Annotated in this window: 19 protein-coding genes and 3 pseudogenes; 13 read left to right on the forward strand and 9 right to left on the reverse strand. The window is 71.4% G+C overall.

Annotation, left to right across the window (positions count from 1 at the left end; genetic code table 11):
- Positions 1-509: 509 nt before the first annotated feature.
- Positions 510-1,397: a helix-turn-helix transcriptional regulator gene (locus OO52_RS26095; RefSeq protein ID WP_037629505.1), complete on the reverse strand. Its 888-nt coding sequence runs from the start codon at positions 1,395-1,397 to the stop codon at positions 510-512.
- A gap of 188 nt (positions 1,398-1,585) precedes the next feature.
- Here OO52_RS26095 and OO52_RS26100 point away from each other — a divergent pair, with 188 nt between their 5' ends.
- The 3 genes from OO52_RS26100 to OO52_RS26110 all read left to right on the forward strand — a co-directional run bounded on the left by OO52_RS26100 (position 1,586) and on the right by OO52_RS26110 (position 5,189).
- On the forward strand, positions 1,586-2,374 hold the full coding sequence (locus OO52_RS26100) for an SDR family oxidoreductase (protein ID WP_030647116.1): 789 nt from the start codon (positions 1,586-1,588) through the stop codon (positions 2,372-2,374).
- Between the two features lie 474 nt (positions 2,375-2,848).
- The gene (locus tag OO52_RS26105) at positions 2,849-3,892 is read left to right on the forward strand and encodes a zinc-binding dehydrogenase (RefSeq protein WP_030647112.1); all 1,044 of its coding nucleotides are present in this window, start codon (positions 2,849-2,851) and stop codon (positions 3,890-3,892) included.
- Positions 3,893-4,166: 274 nt separating this feature from the next.
- Complete coding sequence (locus OO52_RS26110; protein WP_030647108.1) at positions 4,167-5,189, forward strand: LLM class flavin-dependent oxidoreductase; 1,023 nt, start codon at positions 4,167-4,169, stop codon at positions 5,187-5,189.
- A gap of 495 nt (positions 5,190-5,684) precedes the next feature.
- On the opposite strand, the gene OO52_RS26115 is transcribed toward OO52_RS26110, so the two are convergent.
- Both OO52_RS26115 and OO52_RS26125 read right to left on the reverse strand, forming a co-directional pair.
- Positions 5,685-6,326, reverse strand: coding sequence for a uracil-DNA glycosylase (locus OO52_RS26115; protein WP_030647106.1), 642 nt, complete (start codon positions 6,324-6,326; stop codon positions 5,685-5,687).
- Positions 6,327-6,751: 425 nt separating this feature from the next.
- Positions 6,752-7,219, reverse strand: coding sequence for a hypothetical protein (locus tag OO52_RS26125; RefSeq protein WP_030647101.1), 468 nt, complete (start codon positions 7,217-7,219; stop codon positions 6,752-6,754).
- Positions 7,220-7,740: 521 nt separating this feature from the next.
- Here OO52_RS26125 and OO52_RS54665 point away from each other — a divergent pair.
- The 5 genes and pseudogenes from OO52_RS54665 to OO52_RS54670 all read left to right on the forward strand — a co-directional run.
- Positions 7,741-8,420 (forward strand): annotated as a pseudogene (locus OO52_RS54665) (protein kinase domain-containing protein); the annotation flags it as partial.
- A 539-nt stretch (positions 8,421-8,959) separates the two neighbouring features.
- A complete protein-coding gene (locus OO52_RS26140; protein ID WP_420711426.1) occupies positions 8,960-9,334 on the forward strand; it encodes a hypothetical protein in 375 nt (124 codons plus the stop codon).
- A 538-nt stretch (positions 9,335-9,872) separates the two neighbouring features.
- Complete coding sequence (locus OO52_RS26145; protein WP_030647091.1) at positions 9,873-10,112, forward strand: hypothetical protein; 240 nt, start codon at positions 9,873-9,875, stop codon at positions 10,110-10,112.
- Positions 10,112-10,489 (forward strand): hypothetical protein, encoded by a 378-nt coding sequence (locus tag OO52_RS26150; protein WP_030647088.1) that lies wholly within the window; start codon positions 10,112-10,114, stop codon positions 10,487-10,489. The genes OO52_RS26145 and OO52_RS26150 overlap by 1 nt, the downstream gene beginning before the upstream one ends.
- A 420-nt stretch (positions 10,490-10,909) precedes the next feature.
- Positions 10,910-11,311: pseudogene (locus OO52_RS54670) on the forward strand (ATP-binding protein); the annotation flags it as partial.
- A gap of 38 nt (positions 11,312-11,349) precedes the next feature.
- Here the strand turns inward: OO52_RS54670 and OO52_RS26155 are convergent.
- The 3 genes and pseudogenes from OO52_RS26155 to OO52_RS54035 form a co-directional block, all read right to left on the reverse strand.
- A pseudogene (locus tag OO52_RS26155) lies at positions 11,350-11,994 on the reverse strand (ABC transporter ATP-binding protein); the annotation flags it as partial.
- Positions 11,995-12,147: 153 nt separating this feature from the next.
- Complete coding sequence (locus OO52_RS54030) at positions 12,148-12,531, reverse strand: aquaporin (protein WP_078876979.1); 384 nt, start codon at positions 12,529-12,531, stop codon at positions 12,148-12,150.
- Positions 12,446-12,925 (reverse strand): aquaporin, encoded by a 480-nt coding sequence (locus OO52_RS54035; protein ID WP_158712566.1) that lies wholly within the window; start codon positions 12,923-12,925, stop codon positions 12,446-12,448. Before OO52_RS54035 ends, OO52_RS54030 begins: the two co-directional genes overlap by 86 nt.
- A 298-nt stretch (positions 12,926-13,223) precedes the next feature.
- Here OO52_RS54035 and OO52_RS26170 point away from each other — a divergent pair, with 298 nt between their 5' ends.
- The 4 genes from OO52_RS26170 to OO52_RS26185 all read left to right on the forward strand — a co-directional run bounded on the left by OO52_RS26170 (position 13,224) and on the right by OO52_RS26185 (position 17,935).
- Complete coding sequence (locus OO52_RS26170) at positions 13,224-14,468, forward strand: YbfB/YjiJ family MFS transporter (RefSeq protein WP_051818602.1); 1,245 nt, start codon at positions 13,224-13,226, stop codon at positions 14,466-14,468.
- A gap of 502 nt (positions 14,469-14,970) precedes the next feature.
- Positions 14,971-15,951, forward strand: a complete 981-nt coding sequence (locus tag OO52_RS26175) for a GlxA family transcriptional regulator (protein WP_030647075.1) — start codon at positions 14,971-14,973, stop codon at positions 15,949-15,951.
- A 157-nt stretch (positions 15,952-16,108) separates the two neighbouring features.
- On the forward strand, positions 16,109-17,242 hold the full coding sequence (locus OO52_RS26180; RefSeq protein ID WP_051818600.1) for a sensor histidine kinase: 1,134 nt from the start codon (positions 16,109-16,111) through the stop codon (positions 17,240-17,242).
- 12 nt (positions 17,243-17,254) lie between these two features.
- Positions 17,255-17,935 (forward strand): response regulator, encoded by a 681-nt coding sequence (locus OO52_RS26185; protein ID WP_267885023.1) that lies wholly within the window; start codon positions 17,255-17,257, stop codon positions 17,933-17,935.
- 62 nt (positions 17,936-17,997) lie between these two features.
- Here the strand turns inward: OO52_RS26185 and OO52_RS26190 are convergent, their stop codons facing one another.
- A complete protein-coding gene (locus OO52_RS26190) occupies positions 17,998-18,819 on the reverse strand; it encodes an NmrA family transcriptional regulator (protein ID WP_031025909.1) in 822 nt (273 codons plus the stop codon).
- Between the two features lie 197 nt (positions 18,820-19,016).
- Between OO52_RS26190 and OO52_RS26195 the strand changes: the two genes are divergently transcribed.
- Positions 19,017-20,462, forward strand: a complete 1,446-nt coding sequence (locus tag OO52_RS26195; RefSeq protein ID WP_030647066.1) for a flavin monoamine oxidase family protein — start codon at positions 19,017-19,019, stop codon at positions 20,460-20,462.
- A gap of 33 nt (positions 20,463-20,495) precedes the next feature.
- Here the strand turns inward: OO52_RS26195 and OO52_RS26200 are convergent, their stop codons facing one another.
- A complete protein-coding gene (locus tag OO52_RS26200) occupies positions 20,496-21,152 on the reverse strand; it encodes a glutamine amidotransferase-related protein (protein ID WP_158712567.1) in 657 nt (218 codons plus the stop codon).
- Between the two features lie 268 nt (positions 21,153-21,420).
- The gene (locus tag OO52_RS26205) at positions 21,421-22,734 is read right to left on the reverse strand and encodes a chorismate-binding protein (RefSeq protein WP_051818599.1); all 1,314 of its coding nucleotides are present in this window, start codon (positions 22,732-22,734) and stop codon (positions 21,421-21,423) included.
- Positions 22,735-22,835: the final 101 nt, after the last annotated feature.

A 22,835-nucleotide genomic window follows, 5' to 3' on the forward strand; every position in this document is an offset into this window, starting at 1 on the left:
TTACTTGGTGCCCGCGGAGGAGGCCCTCGTTCCTCGGGGGGTTCCACCTCCCCGACTGGAATCCCGAGCCCTCACGAAGGACCCACCGCCCAGCGACGCAGGCTGCGCCCGGTCCACCGACCGAGGCAGTGAGTCGACCGCGTTCACGCCTGGCCGGGGATCACTCGACGTGGGCAAAAAATGCACACAGAGAACTGTGCCGCTGTATGACTCGGGAATGCCTCATGGTGACGACCTTCAGCCTCACCGGGCAGAGCGGCCTTGACCCTGTCGGGCGTACGGTCGGGCAGAGGGGCGCCGTTCGGTGCCGCCGCCTCCGCTCAGCGGGATCGGGGCTCCGGATGGGCGCCCCTGACCCGGAGCCCAGCAGGTCGCGGTGGAGGGCGGCGCGGTCGGCGGCGAGCCGGCCGTACCGCCGGGGTCACGATCCGTACTGCCGCCCGGGCACGTCCCGGTACGCCGCGGGTCCCGGGCTCCGCCGGCCCGGCCCCTCCGGTGCCCGGGACTGCTCAGGCCCAGGGGGCGGCTGCTTCGCCGGGACCGGCCGGATGGGGGGCTGGGGCGGTGCCGGTGGTCCAGCTGCTGAGGATGCGCAGGGACTGGGCTGTGGTGGAACCTGGCTCGGGGATGTAGACGCACAGGGTCTGGTTGTCGTCGCCGGGCGGTTGCAGCGATTCGTAGGAGAAGTGCAGGTCGCCGACGAGTGGGTGCCGGTAGTGCATGGTCCCGTGGCTGCGGCGCAGCACGCGGTGGTCGTTCCACCAGGTGCTGAACTCCGGTGATTTCAGGGTGAGTTCGCCGATCAGGTCGGCCAGTCGGCGATCCTGCGGGCAGCGGCCGGCCTCCAGGCGCAGCATGGCCACGGTCTCGGCCGCGATCTGCTCCCAGTCGCCGGTGCGCTCGCGCGCCTCGGGGTCGAGCAGGTAGTAGCGGGCGAGGTTGCGCCGCTGGACGGGCAGCGCCTCGAAGTCGGTCAGGACGGCGCGGGCCAGACGGTTCGAGGCAAGGACGTCGGTGCGCCGGCCGATGACGAATGCGGGCACCTGCTCCAGGGTCTGGAGCATCAGGTGCAGACCCTGGCGGACCCGCTGCGGGTTGACCGGCGCCCGGCGCCCGCCCGGGCGGGCGAGAAGGTTGGTGAGGTGTTCGCGCTCGGCGGCGTCCAGGCGCAGGGCGCGGGCCAGGGCCTCGACCACCTCGGGCGAGGGGTGCGCGGCCCGACCCTGCTCCAGCCGGGTGTAGTACTCGGTGCTCACGCCCGCGAGGCGGGCGGCCTCCTCGCGGCGCAGGCCGGGCACGCGTCGGGGGCGCCCGTCGGCGGGCAGCCCCGCCGACTCGGGGCTCACCCGCGCACGACGATTGCGCAGGAAGGCGGCGATCTCGCTGCTGCGGTCCATACACCCAGTCTGAACCGCCCGCATGCTGCTCGCCCCGCGCTGGGTGGCCCTGCCAGTACCTGTTTCGCCAGGGCCACCTCCGGGCCGTCCGGGTCGGTCCCGCGGTGGTGTGCTTGAAGGCAGAGGGACCGCGAGGCGACCTTCGAGGCCCCTGCCATACCCGCTCATCTTCCGGAAGGTGTCACCCCATGACCACCGAGACCTCTGCCACGGCCTGGGCCGGGCCCCTGGACGGCCGGGTGGCCGTCATCACCGGCGCGTCCAGCGGCATCGGGGAGGCGTCGGCCGAGCACCTGGCGTCTCTGGGTGCGAAGGTCGCCGTGCTGGCACGGCGCGCGGAGCGGCTGGACGACCTCGTCGCGCGCATCGCCAAGAACGGCGGCACCGCCGTGGCCATCGCCGTCGACGTGACCGACGCCGCCGCGGTGCAGGCCGCGGCCGACCGCGTGGAAGCGGAGCTGGGCGGCGCCGACCTGCTCTTCAACAACGCCGGCGTCATGCTGCCCGGCCCCGTCGAGGAACTGCGCGCCGACCAGTGGCAGCAGCAGATCGACCTGAACATCTCCGGGCTGATGAAGGTCATCGGCGCGTTCACCCCGCAGCTGGTCCGGGCCGCCGGCGAGCGCGGCGTGGCCGACCTGATCAACACCTCGTCGAGCGCCGCGCAGAACCTCTACCCGACCTTCGCCGTCTACGCCGGCACCAAGGCGTTCGTCTCGCACCTGTCGAAGCACCTACGCATCGAGCTGGGCCCGAAGAACGTGCGGGTCTCCGCGATCGAGCCCGGCATCGTGGGCACGGAACTGCAGGACCACGTCACCGACACCGGTGCCCGCGAGTGGCTGGAGGGGTCGAAGGACACCATCGACTGGCTCATGCCGGAGGACATCGCGCAGACGGTCGGCTTCATCGCCTCCATGCCGCTGCGGGTCAATCTGCCGCAGGTCTTCATCATGCCGACCGCCCAGCCCAGCTGACACCGGGGCCCGTCATGCCCGGCATGTACGCCGACGTCTGTGCCGGGCACGGCAGGCTCACCGGGCGCGCGTGGTCCTGTCCGGCATGAGACGGTCGACCGGTGAGCCGGGCCCTCAGCCCGCGCCGCTCGTACATCCGCCTCCGGCACTGACGCTCCACCGACGCCCGCCCGCCCCCGAGGACGCATGCGCCCGCAGAGCTCAGCGCCGTGCGGGACACCCCGGCGGCCCTCCTCGGCCCTGGTACCGACCCGGTTCCGGGCCCGCGGCCCGTCCACATCGCGCGCCGGACCTCCGCCCCGGCCTCCGCTTCGACCTGCCGCTCGGGCGGTCAAGCGGGTGGGAGTGGTCGCAGCGTCCCGTAAGTACATCCCTGTCATGTGAGGGGGACGATGCCGCAAGACCACCGGCCGGATCCTGCTTTCAGCAACCGGAGTGCATCCCTCGAGTACCACCTGGAATGGAGCGTGACTCATGCGCGCAGCCCTCATGTACGGCGCCGGTGACGTCCGCGTCGAGAACGTCCCCGACTCCGTCATCAAGCTCCCGACCGACGCCCTGGTCCGGATCACCGCGTCCTGTGTCTGCGGCACCGATCTGTGGCCGTACGCCTCGATGAAGCCCGAGGACGGTCCCGCACGGATGGGCCACGAGTTCATCGGCATCGTCGAGGACACCGGCTCGGAGGTGACCAGTGTCAAGCGCGGCGACCTGGTCGTCTCTCCCTGGACCATCTCCGACAACACCTGCGAGTTCTGCCGCGAGGGCCTGCACACCTCGTGTGCCCACCCGGAGGCGAACTTCTGGGACGGCGAGGCGGAGGAGGGCGGCCAGGCCGAGGCCATCCGCGTCCCTTTGGCCGACGGCACCCTCGTCAAGCTCCCCGTCGCCGCGGACTCGGCCCTCATCCCCTCACTGCTCACGCTCTGTGACGCCTTCGCCACCGGTCACCACGCCGCCGTGTCAGGCGGTGTCGACGGGCGCACCCGAGTCACCGTGATCGGTGACGGAGCCGTCGGCCTGATGGCGGTCCTGTCCGCCAAGCGGCTGGGCGCTGAACAGATCATCCTCATGGGCCGCCATCAGGTGCGCACCGACCTGGGCCGCGAGTTCGGCGCGACCGACGTCGTCGCAGCCCGCGGCGAAGCAGGCATCGAGGAGGTCCGTGAGCTCACCGGCGGGCACGGCTCACACGTGGTCCTGGAAGCCGTCGGCACCATGCCCGCCTACCAGCAGGCCCTCGGCATCGTCCGGCCGGGCGGTGTCATCAGCCGGGTCGGCGCCCCCCAGTACGAGGAAGCACCCATCGGCTTCGGCAGCCTCTTCCGGCACAACATCCGCCTGGCCGGCGGACCCTCACCCGCCCGGGCCTACATCGAGGAGCTGATGCCCGACATCCTGGAGGGCACCATCGAGCCCGGGAAGGTCTTCGACGTCACCACCGACCTCGACGGCGTCCCGGCCGGCTACAAGGACATGGCCGACCGCAAGAGCCTGAAGGTACTCGTCAAACCCTGACCCCGGACGCAGGCGGGGGTGCCGGCGCAGACCGCACCCCCGACCCCGCCGCGCTCCCGCACACGGAACCGGGAGGAGCACTGTAGGTCACCACCTGGCCCCGCCGCCGTCACCGTTCCCTTCAACAACCCACCGGACGAGACTCCTTGCCGGCCGACCGGGAGGGACACGGGACGGACACGGGACGAAAGAACCTGGCACCCGAACCCGACGTACACCCGGGACCACGACCAGGGGTGGGAATCAAACACAAACCTCAACCGCTGGACACATGGTGAAGAAGATCGGTTTTCTCTCCTTCGGTCATTGGTCGCCCAACGAGCACTCCCATGCCCGGTCGGCTTCGGACGTCCTGCATCAGTCCATCGACCTCGCCGTGGCCGCCGAGGAGATCGGCATGGACGGCGCGTACTTCAGGGTGCACCACTTCGCCCGGCAGGCGGCCAGCCCGTTTCCGCTGCTGGCCGCGATCGGTGCGCGGACCTCGAAGATCGAGATCGGCACTGGCGTGATCGACATGCGTTACGAGAACCCGCTGTACATGGCCGAGGACGCGGGCGCCGCCGACCTCATCTCGGCCGGGCGGCTGCAACTGGGCATCAGCCGTGGCTCACCGGAACAGGTGATCGACGGTTGGCGGCTGTTCGGCTACAGCCCCGCGCCGGGCGAGACGGACGCCGACATGGCCCGCCGCCACACCGAGGCGTTCCTCCAGGTCCTCACCGGCGAAGGTTTCGCCCGGCCCAACCCGCGGCCGATGTTCCCCAACCCGCCCGGACTGCTGCGGATCGAACCGTACTCGGAAGGACTGCGCGACCGGATCTGGTGGGGCTCCGCATCGAACGCGACCGCCGTCTGGGCCGCCGAGCTGGGCATGAACTTGCAGAGTTCGACCCTCAAGGAGGACGAGACCGGCGAGCCACTGCACGTCCAGCAGCGCAAACAGATCGAGGCATACCGTGAGGCCTACCGCAAAGCCGGCCACACCCGCGAGCCACGGGTGTCGGTCAGTCGCAGCATCTTCGCCCTGACCAACGACCTCGACCGCGCCTACTTCGGCCGCGACCGCGACTCCCACGACTACGTCGGCATGCTCGACGACACCACCCGTTCCATCTTCGGCCGCTCGTACGCCGAAGAACCGGACGTACTCGTGAAACTGCTGCGGAACGACGAAGCCATCCAAGCCGCCGACACCCTCCTGCTGACCATCCCCAATCAGCTTGGAGTCGACTACAACACCCACGTACTGGAAAGTATCCTCACGCACGTGGCACCGGAACTGGGCTGGCGCTGACCACCATCACCGTCACCGGCCGACGCGCCATCCCGCACCAGCGGTGCGGCCCCACCTCGGACACGGACTGTGCCCTTCGTGCGGGGTGCTCCGGCTGGTGATCACGCACATGTCGATCGGATGGTGTGCCCGCGAGGTGATGTCGACGTGGTGCTCAGCGACGCCTCTGCGGAAACTGCACCGGGCTCCTGTACGGGCCGGAGCCGGACGCCCGGCGAACAATCTTCAGCGTTACCACGGAGCGTGCGGCAGCAACGGTCACGGTCGGGCTCACTTCTCGGGCTTCCAGCGGCGGCGGGCAACGCGCACCAGGCCTACGACGGTCGCACCCAGCTCAATTCCCGAGCCCGAAGAACGAGTGCGGCCCGTTACATGCGGCGCGCCACACGTTGGTGGGACGGCAGGCCCAAGACCGTCCCACGCACACCGTGCCTTCGCAACATTCCCCACACCCAGCCCGTTGACCAGCACAAATACAGGACTTCGCCTGGAGTACTAGGACAGGGCCTCATTGAGTGCGGCGAGCTGGCTGGCGAAGACCCGTGCGCCGCCCTGGGCTGGATGACGCACGGTTTCGGCGGCGACGCCGCTGCGTTGCAATGCAGTCTGCGCTTTGCGGCCCACGGCGACGATGGTGGTGACACCGAAAGCTTCGGCCAAGGCCAGGGCGACAGGCGTCCCGGCCGTGATCTCCTCGGCTCGTGGAGCGCGGTTGGTGGCGGGGTTCCCCGGCTCATGAGGGTGGTTCGGGTAGACCGGCCAGAAGATCGGCAAGGGACCGCGCCACCCTGCCATGGTTTTCCACACAGTGGCCGACGAGGACTCCCACTGCGCCGCGGGGGCTACGGGGAGTTCGAATCCATCACCCTCCTCGTTGCCGGTGATGAGACCCGGCCGGGCAGCAAGCTCGCGCACGCTCATGAACGGGATGCCCGTAACGGAGTGTCCTCGGTAGCCGGGGGCCTCGCCCACGAGCAGGATGCTGGACCCGGCTTCCTCCATGAGCTCTAGGTACAGGCGGAGGTTGCGCTCCCGCAGCTGGCCGTCCTCCTGCGGACCATAGAGGAATTCGGCATCGTCAGGGACAGGAAGACTATGCAAGAGCGTCCAGAATTCTTCGGTGTCGACCGTTTTCATGAAGCCCTCCTCCAGTGAGTCCACGTGGTACCGACGCGCCCTGCCGGCTATGCCACTGGCATGGGCAGAGGGCGCGGAATGTCGAGTGAGCGGGCTGCCTCTGAGCTGGGTGCCGTCGCGAACCCTCGTGAACAACACGCTGATGCAATGACGCTACCCCTCACTGATGTGGACGACCGGGTCTACTTGATGCTCTCCTCCCCGACGACCGTCTGCTCGTTGTCGCCGCCCACGGCCTCGTCGGCACCCTTGCCCGCGGCCTGGGGCCCCGTGACCGGGACGGCCGGGGTCCGGGGCGGTGCCGGTGGCCCAGCTGGTGAGGATGCGCAGGACCACGGCTATGGGCTGTGACGGAGCCCGATGCCGAAAACGCACCACGCGGTGGCCGTTTCCACCATGTCGGGTTCCTCGCGGGCTGACGTGCGTCAGATATGGGCCCTGACTTGCTGGACCGGATGTCCGAGTGCGTGCCCTATGGCAGTCAGTTCATCGTCGCTGAACCAGACACGCTCGGGGTTCCAGATGGCGATCTCGAATCGAGCAAAGCCACAAGGCCAGTCGTAGTCCAGTGCGTCCAGCGACGTCGCGGTGCCGCAGCAGGGGACCACTACGGCGAGTGTGGCGAAACCGTCGTCGCAGTGGGCTTCAAGCAGGTCGGCCCACCACTCGATGTCGATCGACGCGCCGCAGTGGGGGCAACCGATCTTCTGCAGATTCTGACCACAGTCGACAACGGTGAGTGTGTCGTGCCAGGTGACGTCGATCTCGACGTCGATGCCGTCAGGGAGCCCGGGGACCAGGTCCACCACGATCGACGCAGTACGGTCAGCCGCGGCCTGCTCGGGCTGCCAGTGCGGGTCGATCGGAATGACGGAGAGGACATCGTCACTCATGGGCTCACTCGATTCGTCAGGCGGGAACAGCATCCAGGCGATGTGATGCTACTGAACGCGCGTTCGAATGACAGGCTCCCCAGCAGGTAACTCGTCGACGGCCAGGTCGGTGCCGGTAAGACAGCCGTCGAGCAACTGAGGCTGGAGTGCAACATGTTGAGCTTGCGTTTCACGGTCCTTGGCGATGTGCCCCAGGTCGGCGGCCAGCGAGGTTGCCAAGGTCCTGCTTGGCCAAAGACCACACGCCTTCCTGCGTGTTCGTCCGGGGCCTAGGCAGGCAACTGGAACACCGTGAGCCAGTCGGTGTTCGCCGCGAACAACTCGCGCAAGTCCGCGGTCAGGACACACGCACTGAACCCGAGTGACCCCTGAGGCGGAGGAGTTCCCACATGCACGGGCCGGGCGCGACCGGGGCCCGTTACACGTAACTACGGGTGGGACTCCTCGTAAGCGCTGCTGGTTCCGGCGGGCGGGTGCGACCCGCCCGCCCAGGTGATCCGTCCCGTGTCGGCCCTTACCGGATCATCGGCCGCCTCGGCTCCGGCGGCATGGGGACCGTCCATGCCGGTCTCACCGCCGACGGGCTCAGGGTCGCTGTCAAGGTGATCCACCCTGCACAGGCCGAAGACCCGGAGTTCCGGGCCCGGTTCCGGCGCGAGGTGCAGCTGTCCGCGCGCGTGCAGGGGCCGTGCCTCCTGCCGCTGCTCGCCGCCGCCCCGGAAGCCGACGCGCCCTGGCTGGCGACCGCTTACGCTCCGGGCCCTACCCTCAACCAGTACCTGGCCGACCACGGCTCCCTGACCGGCGGCACCTTGTACGCCTTCGCGACGGGCACGGCCCAGGCGCTGGCAGCCGTACACGAGACTGGCGTCGTCCACCGGGACGTGAAGCCGCAGAACGTCATCCTCACTCCTGCCGGCCCTCGCGTCCTCGACTTCGGGGCGTGGCGGAAGGCACGACGATCACGGGCGCGGTGCTCCTGGGGGAACCGCTGCCCATCGAGCTCATAAACACCGTGACACTCGACCGTGGCCACACCCGTGACGCTCTCGCCGGTGACATCGGCCCCACTGCCTGGCTGCGCGCGGTCGCGGACCGCTTCCCCCCGGTAAGCGGCCTCCAGGCGGATCAGATCGAGGAACCCTCGGCGCGGCCGGTCGCCGGGGAGCTGCGCGACGCACTGCGAAAGCTCGCGGCCGAGGCGACCAACGATCCGCGTCCGAGCAGTTCGTAGGGACGAACGACCAGGTGCTCCGCGCCCGTTCGCGCCTCAGCTTGGTCTGAAGGTCGCCCCACAAGTGATTGGTGCGGCCGATCGCGTCCTGGGCGCCGGACTCCTCCCCACCACGGGAGTCGTGACGCCTGCCGGGCACGGGCCACGAAGTTCTCGGACTGCTCGAGGTGCCGTCCACGATCAGCACTGCCTGCCTCGGAACCTCGGCACACCCGACAGTGGCGCAAGTTGCCGCAACGTCAGGTTGGTCCGCCAGTCCGCGGCGGCCGGGCAGCACACGGCCCGCCAGCGGCAGCCTCCACGGCCACCCGCGACCCGGCGTGTCCGCACCCTCCCTACGCAGGGTCACCAGTCTGCTCACGGTGCGCGGGCTCGGCGAACCGAGCTACCCAGGATGGCTCCGCCGCCGTGATCATGCCAGCCATCCGGAGATCAATTCAGTTGCCGACGCCCTTGCCCACGACGATCCTGGGCTACGAGCAACCAAGGGGGACACGGTGGGACTGATGCTCTTCCCGGGCGACGGCGACGTGGCGAGCCCGGACATCTCCTGGTCCTACACCGGCTTCAGCATGTTCAGGAAGTGGCTGGCCCAGGCCGAGGGGTTCACCCTCACCGAGATGGACGGCTTCGGCGGAGAGCGCCAGTGGGGCGGCGTCTCCACCACGCTGGCGCCACTGCTCAACCATCCGGACGACCATGGCCCCGACCTCGCACCCGCTCAATGCGCGGCCATGTTGCCCCGGCTGGAGGCGATTCTCGTCCAATGTCAGCCTGACGAAAACGACCCCGTCCTTCGACGGCGCATCGAAGACGTCAGGCAGCTGATCACCGTCCTTCGGCTCTGCGTGGACAAGGACGTTGAGCTCATCTTCGGCTAACCCCGGGAGCGCGGAGCGACCCGTCGTTGAGGGGATGGCCCGCGGTACCGGACAGTTTTCAGAGTGCCGTCCGACCATGTCCCTGCGGAAGCGCTGACGCTCACCATCAGCTTGCGGAAGGCACGCGGGGTCCAGGCCGGTGAACGGGGCTGTCCAAGACGGCTCCGACTCCGTGATCACGATCGCTGACTGCCAGGATTTCGCTGTGGGAGGCCGCCGAACGGCGCGACTGGCTGAGTGGGGGCTGCCGAACAAGCCGGTGTAACCGCTGCGGGTGTGGCCCCACCCGGCTCACGGCCCGGCATGGGGCGCGCTCCTGGGACTGCCCGAGCTGCCCTTCATCGCCCCGCCATCGCCGCGGGGCGAGCCCGGGGGCGGTGCGTTCTGGAAGACCCCGGAGATCGTCGCGTGGGCGCAAGGGCAGGCGTTCGCCTGGAGCGATGACGAGATCGCCGACGCCGGCCGGCAATGGTCTGCCTGTTCAGACCTCGGTCGCCCGTCTTGAGGAGCGTGGTACCAACTAGGTACCATCGGCCTTATGCCATCACTGAACGTGTCCTTCTCCGACGAGGAAATGGAAGGCGTCCGCGCCGCCGCCGCCGCCGAGGGCAAGAGTCTCAAGCAGTACCTGCACGACCTCGGCGTACGTGAGATGCACCGCAAGCGGTTCGTCGCCGGCGCCACCGCCTGGGCCGACAGGCTGCGCGGGGAGTTCGACGAGGCGTTCCCCGAGGAGATTCCGCCCTCTCGGCGCGGCGACGGGGCCGCGGCCGCCTGATGGCTGTGCTCATCGACGTCTCCTGGCTCCTCGACGTCCAGGAGGCCGCCCTCGGGCACGAAGACGTGACCGTGACCGACTACTCCGCGCTGGTGGCGGCCGTCGCCCGGCACAAGACCCGGATGCCGACGCTCGAGGCCTCCGACCCGGATGCCGCCTGGCGCGCGGCCGCGCTCCTGCACACGATCGTGCGCCTGGAGCCACTCCCCCACCGCAACAGCCTCTTCGCCGCCCTCGTGGCCGCTCAGTACATGGATCAGTCCGGCGAAGGCATCGACCCCCCATACGGCGCCCTGTCCGACCTCGTCAGAAAGGTCCGGGACTCCCGGCTGAGCGTCTACGCCGTCGCCGAGGCCCTGCGGTCCTGGCGCATCTGATCCAGGCGCGGCAGGCGGCGCGGCGGACCGGCGCGTGGTTCGTTCACGGAAGCAGCCGACACGTCTGAGCGCCGCTGGCGCCGGGCGTCGCCCCGCAGCCACCCCTCGACAAGCTCTACGAGACGCTCGCGGGGCAGCTCACGGCCGATCCGGTCGTGCTCAGCATCCCCGACCACGTCACGACACCGGACCGGCCGGCTTCGGGGAGAGCCACACGCATCGGGCCAACATGCCCGCCCGCCTACGCCTACACCTACGGGCCGGCCTCAAGAACCCGTTTCCGGCTCGGCCGAGCGCGCGCCATGGCCCGATGTGTGGCCCACATGTCCGTCAACCGGGTCATCGCGGTACCGGCGCGCGTGGTTGTCACCAGTGCGCCGGGCGGAGCCCCCGCCCGGGCGGGCATACCTGGAGGCCGCCATGTGGTCCACTCCCCGTCAGGACGCGCGTGCATCCGTACAGACCGCCGCGGCAACGGACACCCCGGGCAGCCAGCTGGGGCCGCTCCCCCCGGGCTCGATCAGGGCAGTCGTGATCACGCTTCCCGCGGAGCCCGCCTCCGTGGGCCTCGCCCGTCGCTGGGCCGTCGGCGCGCTCGCCGCCTGGGGCCTGGACGCGGAGGACCGTGGCACGGCGGCGCTGGTCATCGGTGAGCTGGCGGCCAACGCCGCCCTGTACGGTCACGCGGAGATGACCATCCGCCTCGCCCAGCGGAACGACCAACTGCGGGTGTGTGTGAGGGATTCCGGGGTGCCGTCAACGGCCCGGCACCTCGACTCGCGGGAGTTCGCGGAGCACGGTCGAGGTCTGGGCATCGTCCGTGCCCTGGCCGACTCGGCAGAGGTGGCTCGCGAGCCGGGAGGGTCGTGCGTGACCATGACCACGGTCTGGTGCATGTCGTCGACGGCCCGGCGCAGCAGGGTGAGGATGTCGCCGGCCGTCCCGGGGTCCAGCGCACCGGTCGGCTCGTCAGCGAAGATCACCTCCGGCCCGGTGATCAGGGCGCGGGCGATCGCCACCCGTTGCTGCTGTCCGCCCGACAGCTGGCTGGGCAGGTGCTGGAGCCGGTCCTCGAGACCGACGCGTTCGGCCAGTCGACGCAGCCGTCCGGCGTCGGTGCGGCGGCCGGCCAGGCGCAGGGGGAGCGTGATGTTCTGCGCCACGGTCAGGGACGGGAGCAGGTTGAACGCCTGGAAGACGAAGCCGATCCGGGTCCGCCGCAGCGCGGTCAGGCGAGACTCGCGCAACGACGTCACCTCGCCGCCTCCGAGGAGCACCCGCCCCGAGGTCGGCCTGTCCAGGCCTGCCGCGCAGTGCAGGAGGGTGCTCTTGCCGGACCCCGAGGGACCCATGACCGAGATGAACGAGCCGGGGGCGATGGCCACGCTGACCCGGTCCAGGGCCGTGACTCGATCGGCCCCGTGTCCGTACGTCTTGCTGACCTCCCGCAACTCCAGCGCGTGCGTGAGGTCGCCCATGGCGTGGGAGGGCTGGGCCAACTGCATGTGGTCTCTCCTTCGACAGGTCTGCCGGACGGGGTTCTTCCATTGCACGTGGTGCCGTGGGCCGGGTTTCTCCTCATGAGGGGTGAGGTCCGCTCGCTCGGCAGGAGGAACCACTGCCGCGTCCGTCCTCCTCCGGCCGGACGGCCCCCAGGGTCATCGCGGCGTGACCGCGGCCGTCGTACCGCGTGTGGGCAGCAGGCGGGCGAGGGCACCGACCACGACCGCGGCGGCCAGCGGGCCGGCCAGATAAGGCCACGCCGGTCCTGGGCGGCCCGCCATGAGCCAGGGGCCGAACTGCCGAGCAGGGTTCAGACTCCCTCCGGCGACAGGCGCCGTCAGGATGATCAGTACGGTGAGCGTCGCCCCGATGGTGGCCGGTGCCACCGCCTCGAGACGGGGATCACGGGCCAGTCGCACCACGACCGCCAGCAGCACCGCGGTGCCCACTGCCTCACCGATGCCGATCAGCGACGGTGGCTCGTCGAGGAGGGGGCGGAGCAGGGCGTAGCGGACCTGTCGGGTGGGCCACCGGGTCACCGAGCAGAACGCGTCCCAGCGCGGTGCCCGCGAGCGATCCGAACAGTTGCGCGGACACGTACAGCGGCAGCCGGACCAGGGGCAGCCGGCCGGCTGCGCCCAGCATCACGGTGACCGCCGGGTTCATGTGGGCGCCGCTGATGCGGCCCAGTGGAGAGGCGACCAGCCCGCCGACGACGGCTCCGCTCGCCACGGCGTCGGCGAGGAGCCGTCCGGTGTCCGAGGTGAGGTGCCGGGCCGGCCACGCCGCGGGGTGGAGCAGGTGGCGGAAGAGGACCGTCATGGCCAGCAGCATCACGAGCGTGGCGGCGCCTTCCGCGAGCCACACGCGGACAGGGCCGGGCCGGGGAACGGGAGCGGAGCGGTCGCGGGAGGCGTGCGACGAGGAGGACACGGCGTTGACTCCTGGGCTCGGTTCGCCGGGGAATCCGGCGAGGTGCAGCTCGTCGAACACCGTCGCACCGGGGTGTCCTGGCACAGGTCCGGACGCGACGCCCTCGCCACGGGACACCTCCCGGCGCGTCGCGGCGGCTCCGGCCGAACGTGTCCCGATGCGAGGGTGTCCTGTCCCGCAGCACCTCATGGCCGGCTCGACCCGCGCAGTTGAGTGGGGTGTCCGCTGCCACGCAGGTGCGGACCGGCGTCAGCGCAGAGCACGGCGCCGAAGTCGTACGACCTTGAGGGAAGACATCATGGACACGTTGGCTGCGGGCGCGGTCCGCCCGCGGACGGAGTACCTGACGGCGCTGGGTCTGGCGGCAGGACCCGTCGTGGCACTCGGGTTCACCCGCTTCGCCTACGCACTGCTGCTGCCCGCGATGCGCACCGAGATGGGGTGGTCGTACGCCGCCGCGGGCGGTCTGAACACGGCCAACGCACTGGGGTACATCATCGGTGCCGGCAGCGGTGCCTGGTGGTCCAGGCGCTTCGGCGCGAGCCGGGCGTTCGTGTACGGCATGGTGATCAGCGCGCTGGCGCTTCTGGGCTCGGGTGCCACCGCTGACTTCACCGCCCTGGCGGTGCTCCGCTTCATCGGCGGGCTTTCCACCGCTGTGACCTTCGTGGTCGGCTCGGCACTGGCCTCCCGCGTCCACTCCGGCGGCCGTCAGGAACGCTCCGCCGCGCTCGTCGCCGTCTACATGGCCGGGGTGGGCATCGGTGTCGTGCTCTCCGGCATCGCCGTGCCCGCCGCGCTGAGCGCCCTCGGTGCCTCCGGTTGGCAGACGGGCTGGCTGCTGATGGGCGTCCTGGCGCTGCTCGCCCTGGTACCGGCCGCGTGGTCCGTGCGGGCGGTGCCGGCGGCACCGCCGGCGACGGCCGGACAGGGGGGTTCCGGCCTGCGCCGCATGTCGTGGTCCTTCGTCTGGTACGTGCTGTTCGGCGCCGGCTACGTGTCCTACATGACCTTCGTGATCGCGCTGCTGCACGACCAGGGTCTGGGCACGTGGAGCACCGCGGCGTTCTTCATCGTGCTCGGCGCCGCCAGCGCGCTGGCCACCCTGCTGTTGTGGGGGCGCGTCATCGGCCGGCTGCGCGGCGGAACCTCCCTGGCCCTGGTGTCCGCGGTCGTCCTGCTCGGCGTGCTGCCGGTGCTGCTCGGCGACGGCCTCACCGCCGCCGTCGTGTCCGCGATCGTCTTCGGCTCGGCCTTCATGGCGGGTCCCACGGCCGTCACCGTCCTGGCCCGCCGGATGCTGCCCCCGCATGCCTGGGCCTCCGGCATCGCCTGGCTGACCGTCGCCTTCAGCGTGGGCCAGGCGGTCGGCCCGCTGGTCTCCGGTGTCCTGTCCGACTCCGACGGAGGCATCGCCAAGGGCCTGTGGCTGTCGGTGATCCTTCTCGCCCTGTCCGCGGTGGCCGCGCTCGTCCAGCGCGAGCACCCCGCCCACGCGGCGGCGGGCTCACCCGAGGACGACCGGGCAGCCGTCGGGAAGTGAGCGCTGCGGCGATGCCCCGCCGTGCCGTCGTACCGGCACCCGGTTCCCCGGCCCGGGTCGTCGGCACCGGCCCGCGTCCCGTACGACGGGCCACCGGTCCCACCCCTGCCGGCCGGCCGCAGGCCGCGCTGCGACCCTGGCCACCATGACCGTGCGCGGGTCTGCGGGGGGAGCGTCGGATCCCGCGCGCTCGCCGGAACCTTGACCCTCCCGGGCGACGCCCGAGGAGCGCATTCTGAAGGAGCCCGCGACGGCACGGCGCGGCGCCCGCACACCGCATTCGGTGACGTCGAGCCGGTCCGGCCCGAGTAACACCCTGTTCGTCCCGGGGGCTTCTGTCCTGCCTCCTCAGCCCCCGGGACACCGTCCCCTCCCCGAGGTACCCATGTCGTCCTCTCCCTCTCGTCCCGGCACCCTCCCGCAGGCGCCCCCGGGCTCCCTCGCCCTCGGGGCCGGCCGGCGGCCGAACGGGCGCTGCACCCGGCCCCGGTCCGGTCACGTGGTGGCGGTCCTGTTGTACGAGGGTGTGCAACTGCTCGATGTCGCAGGCCCCGTCGACGCCTTCACCACGGCCAACGAGCACGGAGGCCGCTACGTGCTGAAGACGGCCTCGCTGACGGGTGGCGCCGTCCACACCTGCTCGGGCCTCATACTGGGGGCCGACTGCGCCGTGGCCGAACTCCCGCAGGACATCGGCACGCTGATCGTGCCGGGGGCGCCCGACTGGAGACCGGCCATCCTGGACCGGGACCTGCGGCGGAGCCTCACCGAACTCGCGATGGGCGCCCGGCGCACCGCGGCCGTCTGTGCCGGGGCGTTCCCGCTGGCGGCGACGGGGCTGCTCAACGGTCGCAGAGCCGCCACGCACTGGGAGTTCGCCCCGAGCCTGGCCCATCGCTTCCCCAAGGTCCGCGTGGACTCCGACTCGATCTTCGTCCGCGACGGCAACTTCTACACCTCCGCCGGGGTGACCTCCGGGATCGACCTCGCCCTGGCGCTGATCGAGGAAGACCTCGGAGCGGACACCGCCCGTGAGGTCGCCAGGCATCTGGTGGTCTTCCTCGCCCGGCCCGGCGGCCAGTCCCAGTTCAGCGTCCGCAGCCGGGTCCGCCACCCCCGCACTCCTCCGGTGCGCGCGGTGCTGGACCGGGTGACGGAGGACCCGGCCGGCGACCACACGCTCGAGTCCCTGGCCCGGCGCGCCGGAGTCAGTCCGCGCCACCTGACTCGGTTGTTCCGGGCGGAGACGGGAACCTCGCCCGCCCGCTTCGTCGAGCAGGTGCGTCTCGAAGCCGCTTGCACGCTGCTGGTGAGCGGAACGGACGCGATGGACACCGTCGCCCGGCATGCCGGCTTCGGCAGCCCGGAGACCATGCGGCGTGTCTTCCAGCGTGAGCTGGGTGTGACGCCGGGTGCCTACCGTGACCGGTTCAGCACGACGGCCGCCTCCCCCCACCGCCCTTCCCCGGACTCCGCCGACTGACCGCGCTTCTTCGCCGATGACTTCGCTTGCGCCATTCTTCGTCCGCCGACGCGGGAAGCCGGTCGTGCCGGCGCCTTCGGACCCCTCGCCTGGCCCGCCCCGGCGCCTGCCACCCCTTGCCGCCGACGTGCTTCTCGCCGCCGTGTGCGCAGTGGGGGTGCTCACGCAGCCGGGCACTGCCGGCACGGGCGTTCCCCGGGCCCCGGACGTGGTCCACACGCTCCTCGCTGCGGGGGTCGCAGGGGCGCTGGCACTCAACCGCAGGCGGCCGCTGACCACGCTCACCGCGGTCCTGATCGCGGTGGGTGTGCTGCAGGCAGGCCACCGTGAGCCGCCGCTCGTCGACGCCGAGGGCATGGTGCACGTCGGCGTGGCCCACAGCGCGGCGGGCCTGGCGATGTTCCTCGCCGCCCTGCGCACGTCGCGGCGTGCAGCACCCGCCATCCCGGCAGCGGTCATCCCCGCCGCGGCCCTGGGCGAGTTCTTGACCGCGCAGTACCACCACCTCGCCTCGGCCGCCACCGCGGCACTGGTGCTGGTGACGGCCTGGGCGCTGGGGCGGCTCGTCCACGGCCGCAGAACGCGGCGGGAGGACATCGTCGAGCGGCTCGCGGCCCTGGCCCGGGCGGAGGCGGCGACGGCGCGGGCCGCCGTGGCCGACGAACGCGCGCGCATCGCGCGGGAACTGCACGACATCGTCGCCCACAACGTCAGCCTCATGGTGGTGCAGGCCATCGCCGCCGACCGGGTCCAGGACCACGACCCCGTCAGGGCGCACGAACTGCACAGGACCATCGAGGAGACCGGCCGGACAGCCGTCGCCGAGTTGCGCCGGCTGCTGCACCTGCTCCGCACGGACGACGAGCCTGCCACGACTCCCCCACAGCCGGGGACGGCCCGCATTCCGGAACTGCTCGAGTCGGTCCGCGCCGCCGGGCTCACGGTCGGCTATGCCGTGCGGGGCACCCCGCGGTCGCTGCCGGCCGGCACCGAACTGGCGATCTACCGAGTGGCCCAGGAAGCACTCACCAACACCCTGAAGCACGCCGGTCGCACCACCGTCGACCTCACCCTGCACTGGCAGACCCATCAGGTGACCGTCAAGGTGTGCGACCAGGGACCGGTCGGCGCCGCGGCCAGCCCCTCCCCCACCGCCCGTGGCGGCCACGGGCTGCTCGGGATGCGCGAACGGGTCGGCATCCTCGGTGGCACCCTGCACGCCTCACCACGCCCGGAGGGCGGCTACTGCGTCCACGCCTCCATCTCCCTGCCCGCCCCCTCGCCCATCTGACAGGGAACCACCGTGACCACCCCCTTGCGTGTCCTCCTGGTCGACGACCAGCCCATGATCCGAACCGGCTTCCGCTACATCCTGGAGGCGGAGCCGGGCCTCACCGTCGTCGGGGAGTCGGCGGACGGCCGGGCCGCGGTCCGAGACGCCCGAGCCCTGCAGCCCGACGTCGTCCTCATGGACATCCGCATGCCGGGCACGAACGGCATCGACGCCACGCGACAGCTCCTCGACTCCACCTCCGACACCCGCGTCATCATCCTGACCACCTTCGACCTGGACGAGCACGTACTCGACGCCCTCCGAGCAGGCGCCAGCGGCTTCCTCGTCAAGGACGGCCCGGCCGAGTCCCTCGTCGACGCCGTCCGCACGGTCGCGGCGGGCGACGCCGTGATCGCCCCCCGCGTCACCCGACGCCTTCTCGACCGATTCGCCGCACTCGAGGTGGCGCCCCCGCAGCCGCCAGCGGGCCTGAGGGCCCTCACCGCCCGTGAGAGGGACACCCTCCACGCGATGGCCCGTGGACTGTCCAACGCCGAGATCGCCGCCGAGTTCTCGGTCGCCGAAACGACCGTCAAGACGCATGTCGCGAACGTCCTCGGGAAACTGGCGCTGAGAGACCGGATCCAGGCGGTGATCCTCGCCTACGAGACGGGGCTCGTCTCCCGGCGGTCCGGCACCGGCGTCCGCTGACGACCGCGGCTCGCCCCTCCATCCCGACAGCCGGGGGCATGCCGGTGCCCGCGGTCAGCCTGTCAGGGGCGGGGCCAGTCGTTCCCGGACGCGGCCTCGGTGACGTACTCCCGGAAGGTGCGGGCCCGGCGCCCGGTCAGGCGGGGCACGGTGTCCAGAGGCTCGGTGTCGCCGAGGGAGCGGAGTGCCGCGTAGGCGGTGATGTCGCGTTCGACGGACTCCTCGGAGCGGCCGAAGGACGTCTGCGCGGCGCGGTAGGCGTCGTCGCCGCCGTGGAACCTCATCGGGCGGCCGGTGACGTCCTGGATGACGGCGCACGCCTCGCCGAAGGAGAGCGCCTGCGGCCCGGTCAGTTCGTACGTCCGGCCGGTGTGTCCGTCCTCGGTCAGAGTCCGGGCGGCAGCGGCCCCCACGTCGTCCAGGTCCACGAACCCCTGTCGGCAATCCCCCAGCGGCAGCGCCAGCTCACCGGCGCGGACCGCGTCGCGGAAGGGGCCCTCGTCGAAGTTCTGGTCGAACCAGTCGATGCGCAGGATCGTCCAGGCGGCTCCGGACTTCTTGACGGTGTCCTCGGCCGCGATCAGCCTCTGGTCTCCTATCACCTCGATGGCGCGGCTGGACAGCAGGACGATGCGTTCGACGCCGAGGTCCGCGGCCAGGCCGACGAGGTCCGGGTGGACGGGGATGCCGTCGGGGGCCATCAGGAACATGCGGTTCGCGCCCCGCAGGGCCGGTTCCCACGTACTGCGGTCGTTCCAGTCGAATCGGGTGGCGCTGTGCCGGGAGGCGCCTCTGACCGGCGCTCCCAGAGCCCGCAGGTGTGCGGTGACACGCCGGCCCGTGGAGCCGGTGGCTCCGAGGACGAGGATCGGTGCGGTGTCCATGCCCTGCCGAACGACGGCCGGGTGCGAAGGAAACGGCTCCGACGAGGGCAACGATTGCCTGTTGGCAGCTACCAAGTCGGGTCGGGGCTCAACACACCTGAGATTCAGGGCTTTACCGTTGAGAGCATCCGAATATGATTTCCTGACGTCAATCATATGAACGGCAACCGTGCACAGTCACGGGGGAGGGAGAGCCGATGGCCGAGGTCACGCAGACCGACGTGCGTCGCGAGTTCGACAGGGGAATGCCGGGACTCCGGATGCCTGACAGGGTCGTCGTCATAGGTGCGGGCCTGTCGGGCCTCGCCGTGGCCTACGAACTGGCCCGGCGCGGCACTGACGTGACGGTCCTGGAGGCGTCGAACCGTCCGGGCGGGCGTGCGTACACACTGCGCGAGCCGTTCACGGACGGTCTGTACGCCGAGGCCGGCGCGATGACGCTGACCCCGCACTGCCACTACGCCATGCACTACCTGCGCGAACTGGGGGTGGAACTGGAGACGGCCGACCTGGTCGGCAGCCAGTTCTCGTACTTCGTCGGCAACCGGTTCTTCGGTCCCGACGCCGACTCGCTGGACCGCGCCGGGCTCCCGCTCGCCCCGCACGAGAAGGGGCTGAGCGTCGCCGACATGATCGACCGCTATGTGCGCCGCGCCTACGAGGCGCTGGAACCCGACATCACGGCTGCGGACTGGGCGCCGACCCCCCTGCTCGAACCGTACGACCGGCGCTCGGTGTACGAGGTGCTGTCCGGGCGGGGCGCTTCGCCGGCGGCGATCGACCTGGTGGAACCGCACTTCCTGGAGATGCGCGGCGGGGACCTCAAGACGGCCTCCGCCCTGTCCTGGCTGCGGCACGAGTCCAGCCCGCACTCGCTGGCCAACGCCGATCCCCGGTGGTCGAAGGTGAAGGGCGGAACCGACCGCTTCCCCCGGGCGTTCGCCGAGCGGCTGAAGGACCGCATCCGCTACCGCGCTCCGGTGGTGCGGGTCGCCCAGGACGACGAGGGCGCTCGTGTCACCTTCCTGGACGGCACCCGCATGCGCTCCGTGGACGCGGACCGCGTGGTGGTGACGGTGCCGTTCAGCGCGATCCGGCACATCGACTTCACGGACGCCGGGCTGTCCGACGCCAAACAGGCCGTGATGCGCCGGGTGAAGTACTCGTCGATCGTGCGCGTCTACCTCCAGATGCGCCGGCGGTTCTGGGCCCAGGACAACGCGAGTTTCTCCACGGACCTGCCGGTGCGGTGGGTCCGGGACGCCACTCCCCGGTTGCCCGGGCCCCGCAAGATACTGGAGTGCCTGATAACCGGCTGGCGGGCCCGGGCGCTTGCCGTGCTGAGCCCCGAGGAGCGGATCCGCTTCGCCCTGGAACACGTCGAGTCGATGCTGCCCGGTGCCCGCGAGCACTTCGAGACCGGCACCTCGGTGGTCTGGGACCAGCAGCCGTACATCGAAGGCGCCTACATCCTTCCCGAGGTGGGGCACAGTTCCCTGATGCCGGCCATGCGCCGGCCGGAGGGCCGGATCCACTTCGCCGGTGACCACACCTCGTTCGAGCCCAACGGCGGCTCGATGACACTCGCGCTGGAGTCGGCCGCGCGGACCGTGCTCGAGCTCGGGAGCACGGCGAACACGTGAGCGGCCGGGGCCCGGCCCGCCATATGCACTCGCTCAGGGCAGCAGGACATCCAGCAGCTCCGCCCCCTCGACGCTCAGCACCGATGCCGGGAGGAAGGCGACGCCGCCGGTTCGAGGGCCTCGCATGGCCACCAGCTCGCCGTGGGCCGGGCCGTAGCAGAGCGTCAGGGACAGCCGCCGGGCGAGGGTGTCCGTGTGCGGGCCGGCCACCACGGTGCGCGTGCCGCCGTATCCCACCGTCGCGCGTCTGCCGAAGACCTCGATCTCCCGCTGGCCGGTGGCCCCGTCCCGCGCTCGCGCGGCCCCGGCCAGACCCAGCTCGGCGAGCAGGAGGTGGAAGCCGAGTCCGACCCCGAACGTGGGTGCGCCGCTGGACAGGAGGGCGGACGTCATGGCCCGCAGCGCGGTGATGCGGTCGTCGCCGTGGGCCAACGGGTCACCCGGGCCGGGGCCGAGGACGACCGTGGTTCCGGGCGCGACGGTCCGTGGCGCGGCCGCCGCGGGGTACGCGGGACGCACGTCGACGGTGCGGCCCAGTCCGCGCAGCATGGCGGCCAGCGGCGCCGTCTCCTCGCCACCCGTGTCGACGAGCAGCACCGGTGGCCGTGGAGCGGGCCGGCTGCCCGGCCGACGGGGGCGTTGCCAGTAGGCGGACAGATGTGCGCGGCGCCGGTCCAGTTCCGCGGTCACCGACGGGCACCACGCCGGGTCGGCGGGGGACGTGGGCCGCCGGCCGGAGGCCTGCTGGTGCCGCGTCCGGTCACCCGGCACTCCGCCTCCCTCACCGGTGGCCGGGCCGCCGGCCGCCTCCGGGCCGCGACCACGACCCGCCCACGCGTGGCCCCCGGCACCGCCCCCCGCGGTCACCGACGGGCACCACGCCGGCTCGGCGGGGGACGTGGGCTGCCGGCCGGAGCCCTGCTGGTGCCGCGTCCGGTCACCCGGCACTCCGCCTCCCTCACCGGTGGCCGGGCCGCCGGCCGCCTCCGGGGCGCGACCACGACCAGCCCGCGCGTGGCCCCCGGCACCGCCCCCCCGCGGTCGGTCCTCCGCTTGCGAGCGCCGACACCAGGGCCGAGGCCTTGGCGCGCGTCTCGGCCGTCTCGTCGGCGGCCACGGAGCGGGGCCCGAGGGTGGCTCCGACCGACAGCTTCAGCCGGCCCTGCCCGGACACCTCGAAGGTGCGGATGAGCACGGCGGTGTCCAGTTCCTCGTTTCCCGCGTCGTCGTGGCCCAGCAGCGCGATCAGGCCGCCGTAGTAACCGCGCCCGGTTGGTTCGCGGCGGGTGATGACGCGGCACGCGTCCGCGAAGGGGCGGCCCACGGCGGTCGCCGCGAACAGGGAGCCGGCGAGCGTGTGCCGGGCCGGCAGCGCGGCGGTGGCGCTGATGCGGCACTCGGTGTGCAGTACGCGGGCCATCGGTCGCAGACGCGGTCCTTCCAGGCGTACGTCCCCCTCGCTGATCCGGCACAGCATGGCGAGTTCCGCGTCGACCACGGCCCCCAGTTCTTCGGACTCCTTGCCGTCACGCAGGAAGGCCACCAGGTCGGCGGCGCTCGGCCGGCCACCGGGTGGAAGGCGGAGCGTGCCGCACATCGGGCGCATCACGACCCGGCCGTTCCGCAGTGTGACGTGACCCTGCGGTGAGGCTCCGGCCAGTGCGGCACCGTGGGGACCTCCGGTGTACACCGCGAACGTCCAGTACGCTCCGTGCTCCACGGCCAGCAGCCGGCGGAACAGTTCGCCCACCATGGCGGGTCCGTGTCCTGGCAACCGGGCGGTGAAGTCCCTGCGGATCAGGACGTGCAGACCGGTGCGCGCCACCTCGTCGGCCATGAGGTCGCGGACCAGGTCGGCGTAGTCCTCGTCGGAGCCGTTGAAGCCGGCGCCTTCCCCGAGGAGGTCTCCCGCGGGCCGCACCGCGGGGAGGGCCGCGGTGAGCGCGGCGTGGTCGGCCGTGTGCCGCCGGCGGATCCGCAGGACCCTCAGCGGTGTGCCGTCGTCGTGGCAGTCCAGCCCTCTTTCGGCCAGGCACCGGTACGGCAGCAGGGCCAGTGTGTGGGGTCCCCCGCCCGGCACGGCCGGGCCCGACGGCAGGTCCGTCACCCGTCGCACGGTGTCCATGGTGCCGATGAACACGTCGAACGGGCCGGTGCTGGTCCCGTCCGGCGCGGCACGACGCACCAGGGCGAACGGCGGCGGGTCCAGGGCGCGGAAGAGGCCCGCCAGGTCGGCCGCCGGCAGCGGGGTGGGGGTGAGGACGTCCGGCATGTGGGCATCCTTCCGTCAGACTTGATTACGTGTGGGCAACGATCTGCTCCGGTCAGTCCCGTAACTCGCGGAGCCGGAAAGGAGATTGACGACCAGATCAT

The sequence above is a fragment of the Streptomyces flaveolus genome (genome assembly GCF_000716535.1).
In the GTDB taxonomy this organism is placed as follows: domain Bacteria; phylum Actinomycetota; class Actinomycetes; order Streptomycetales; family Streptomycetaceae; genus Streptomyces; species Streptomyces flaveolus_A.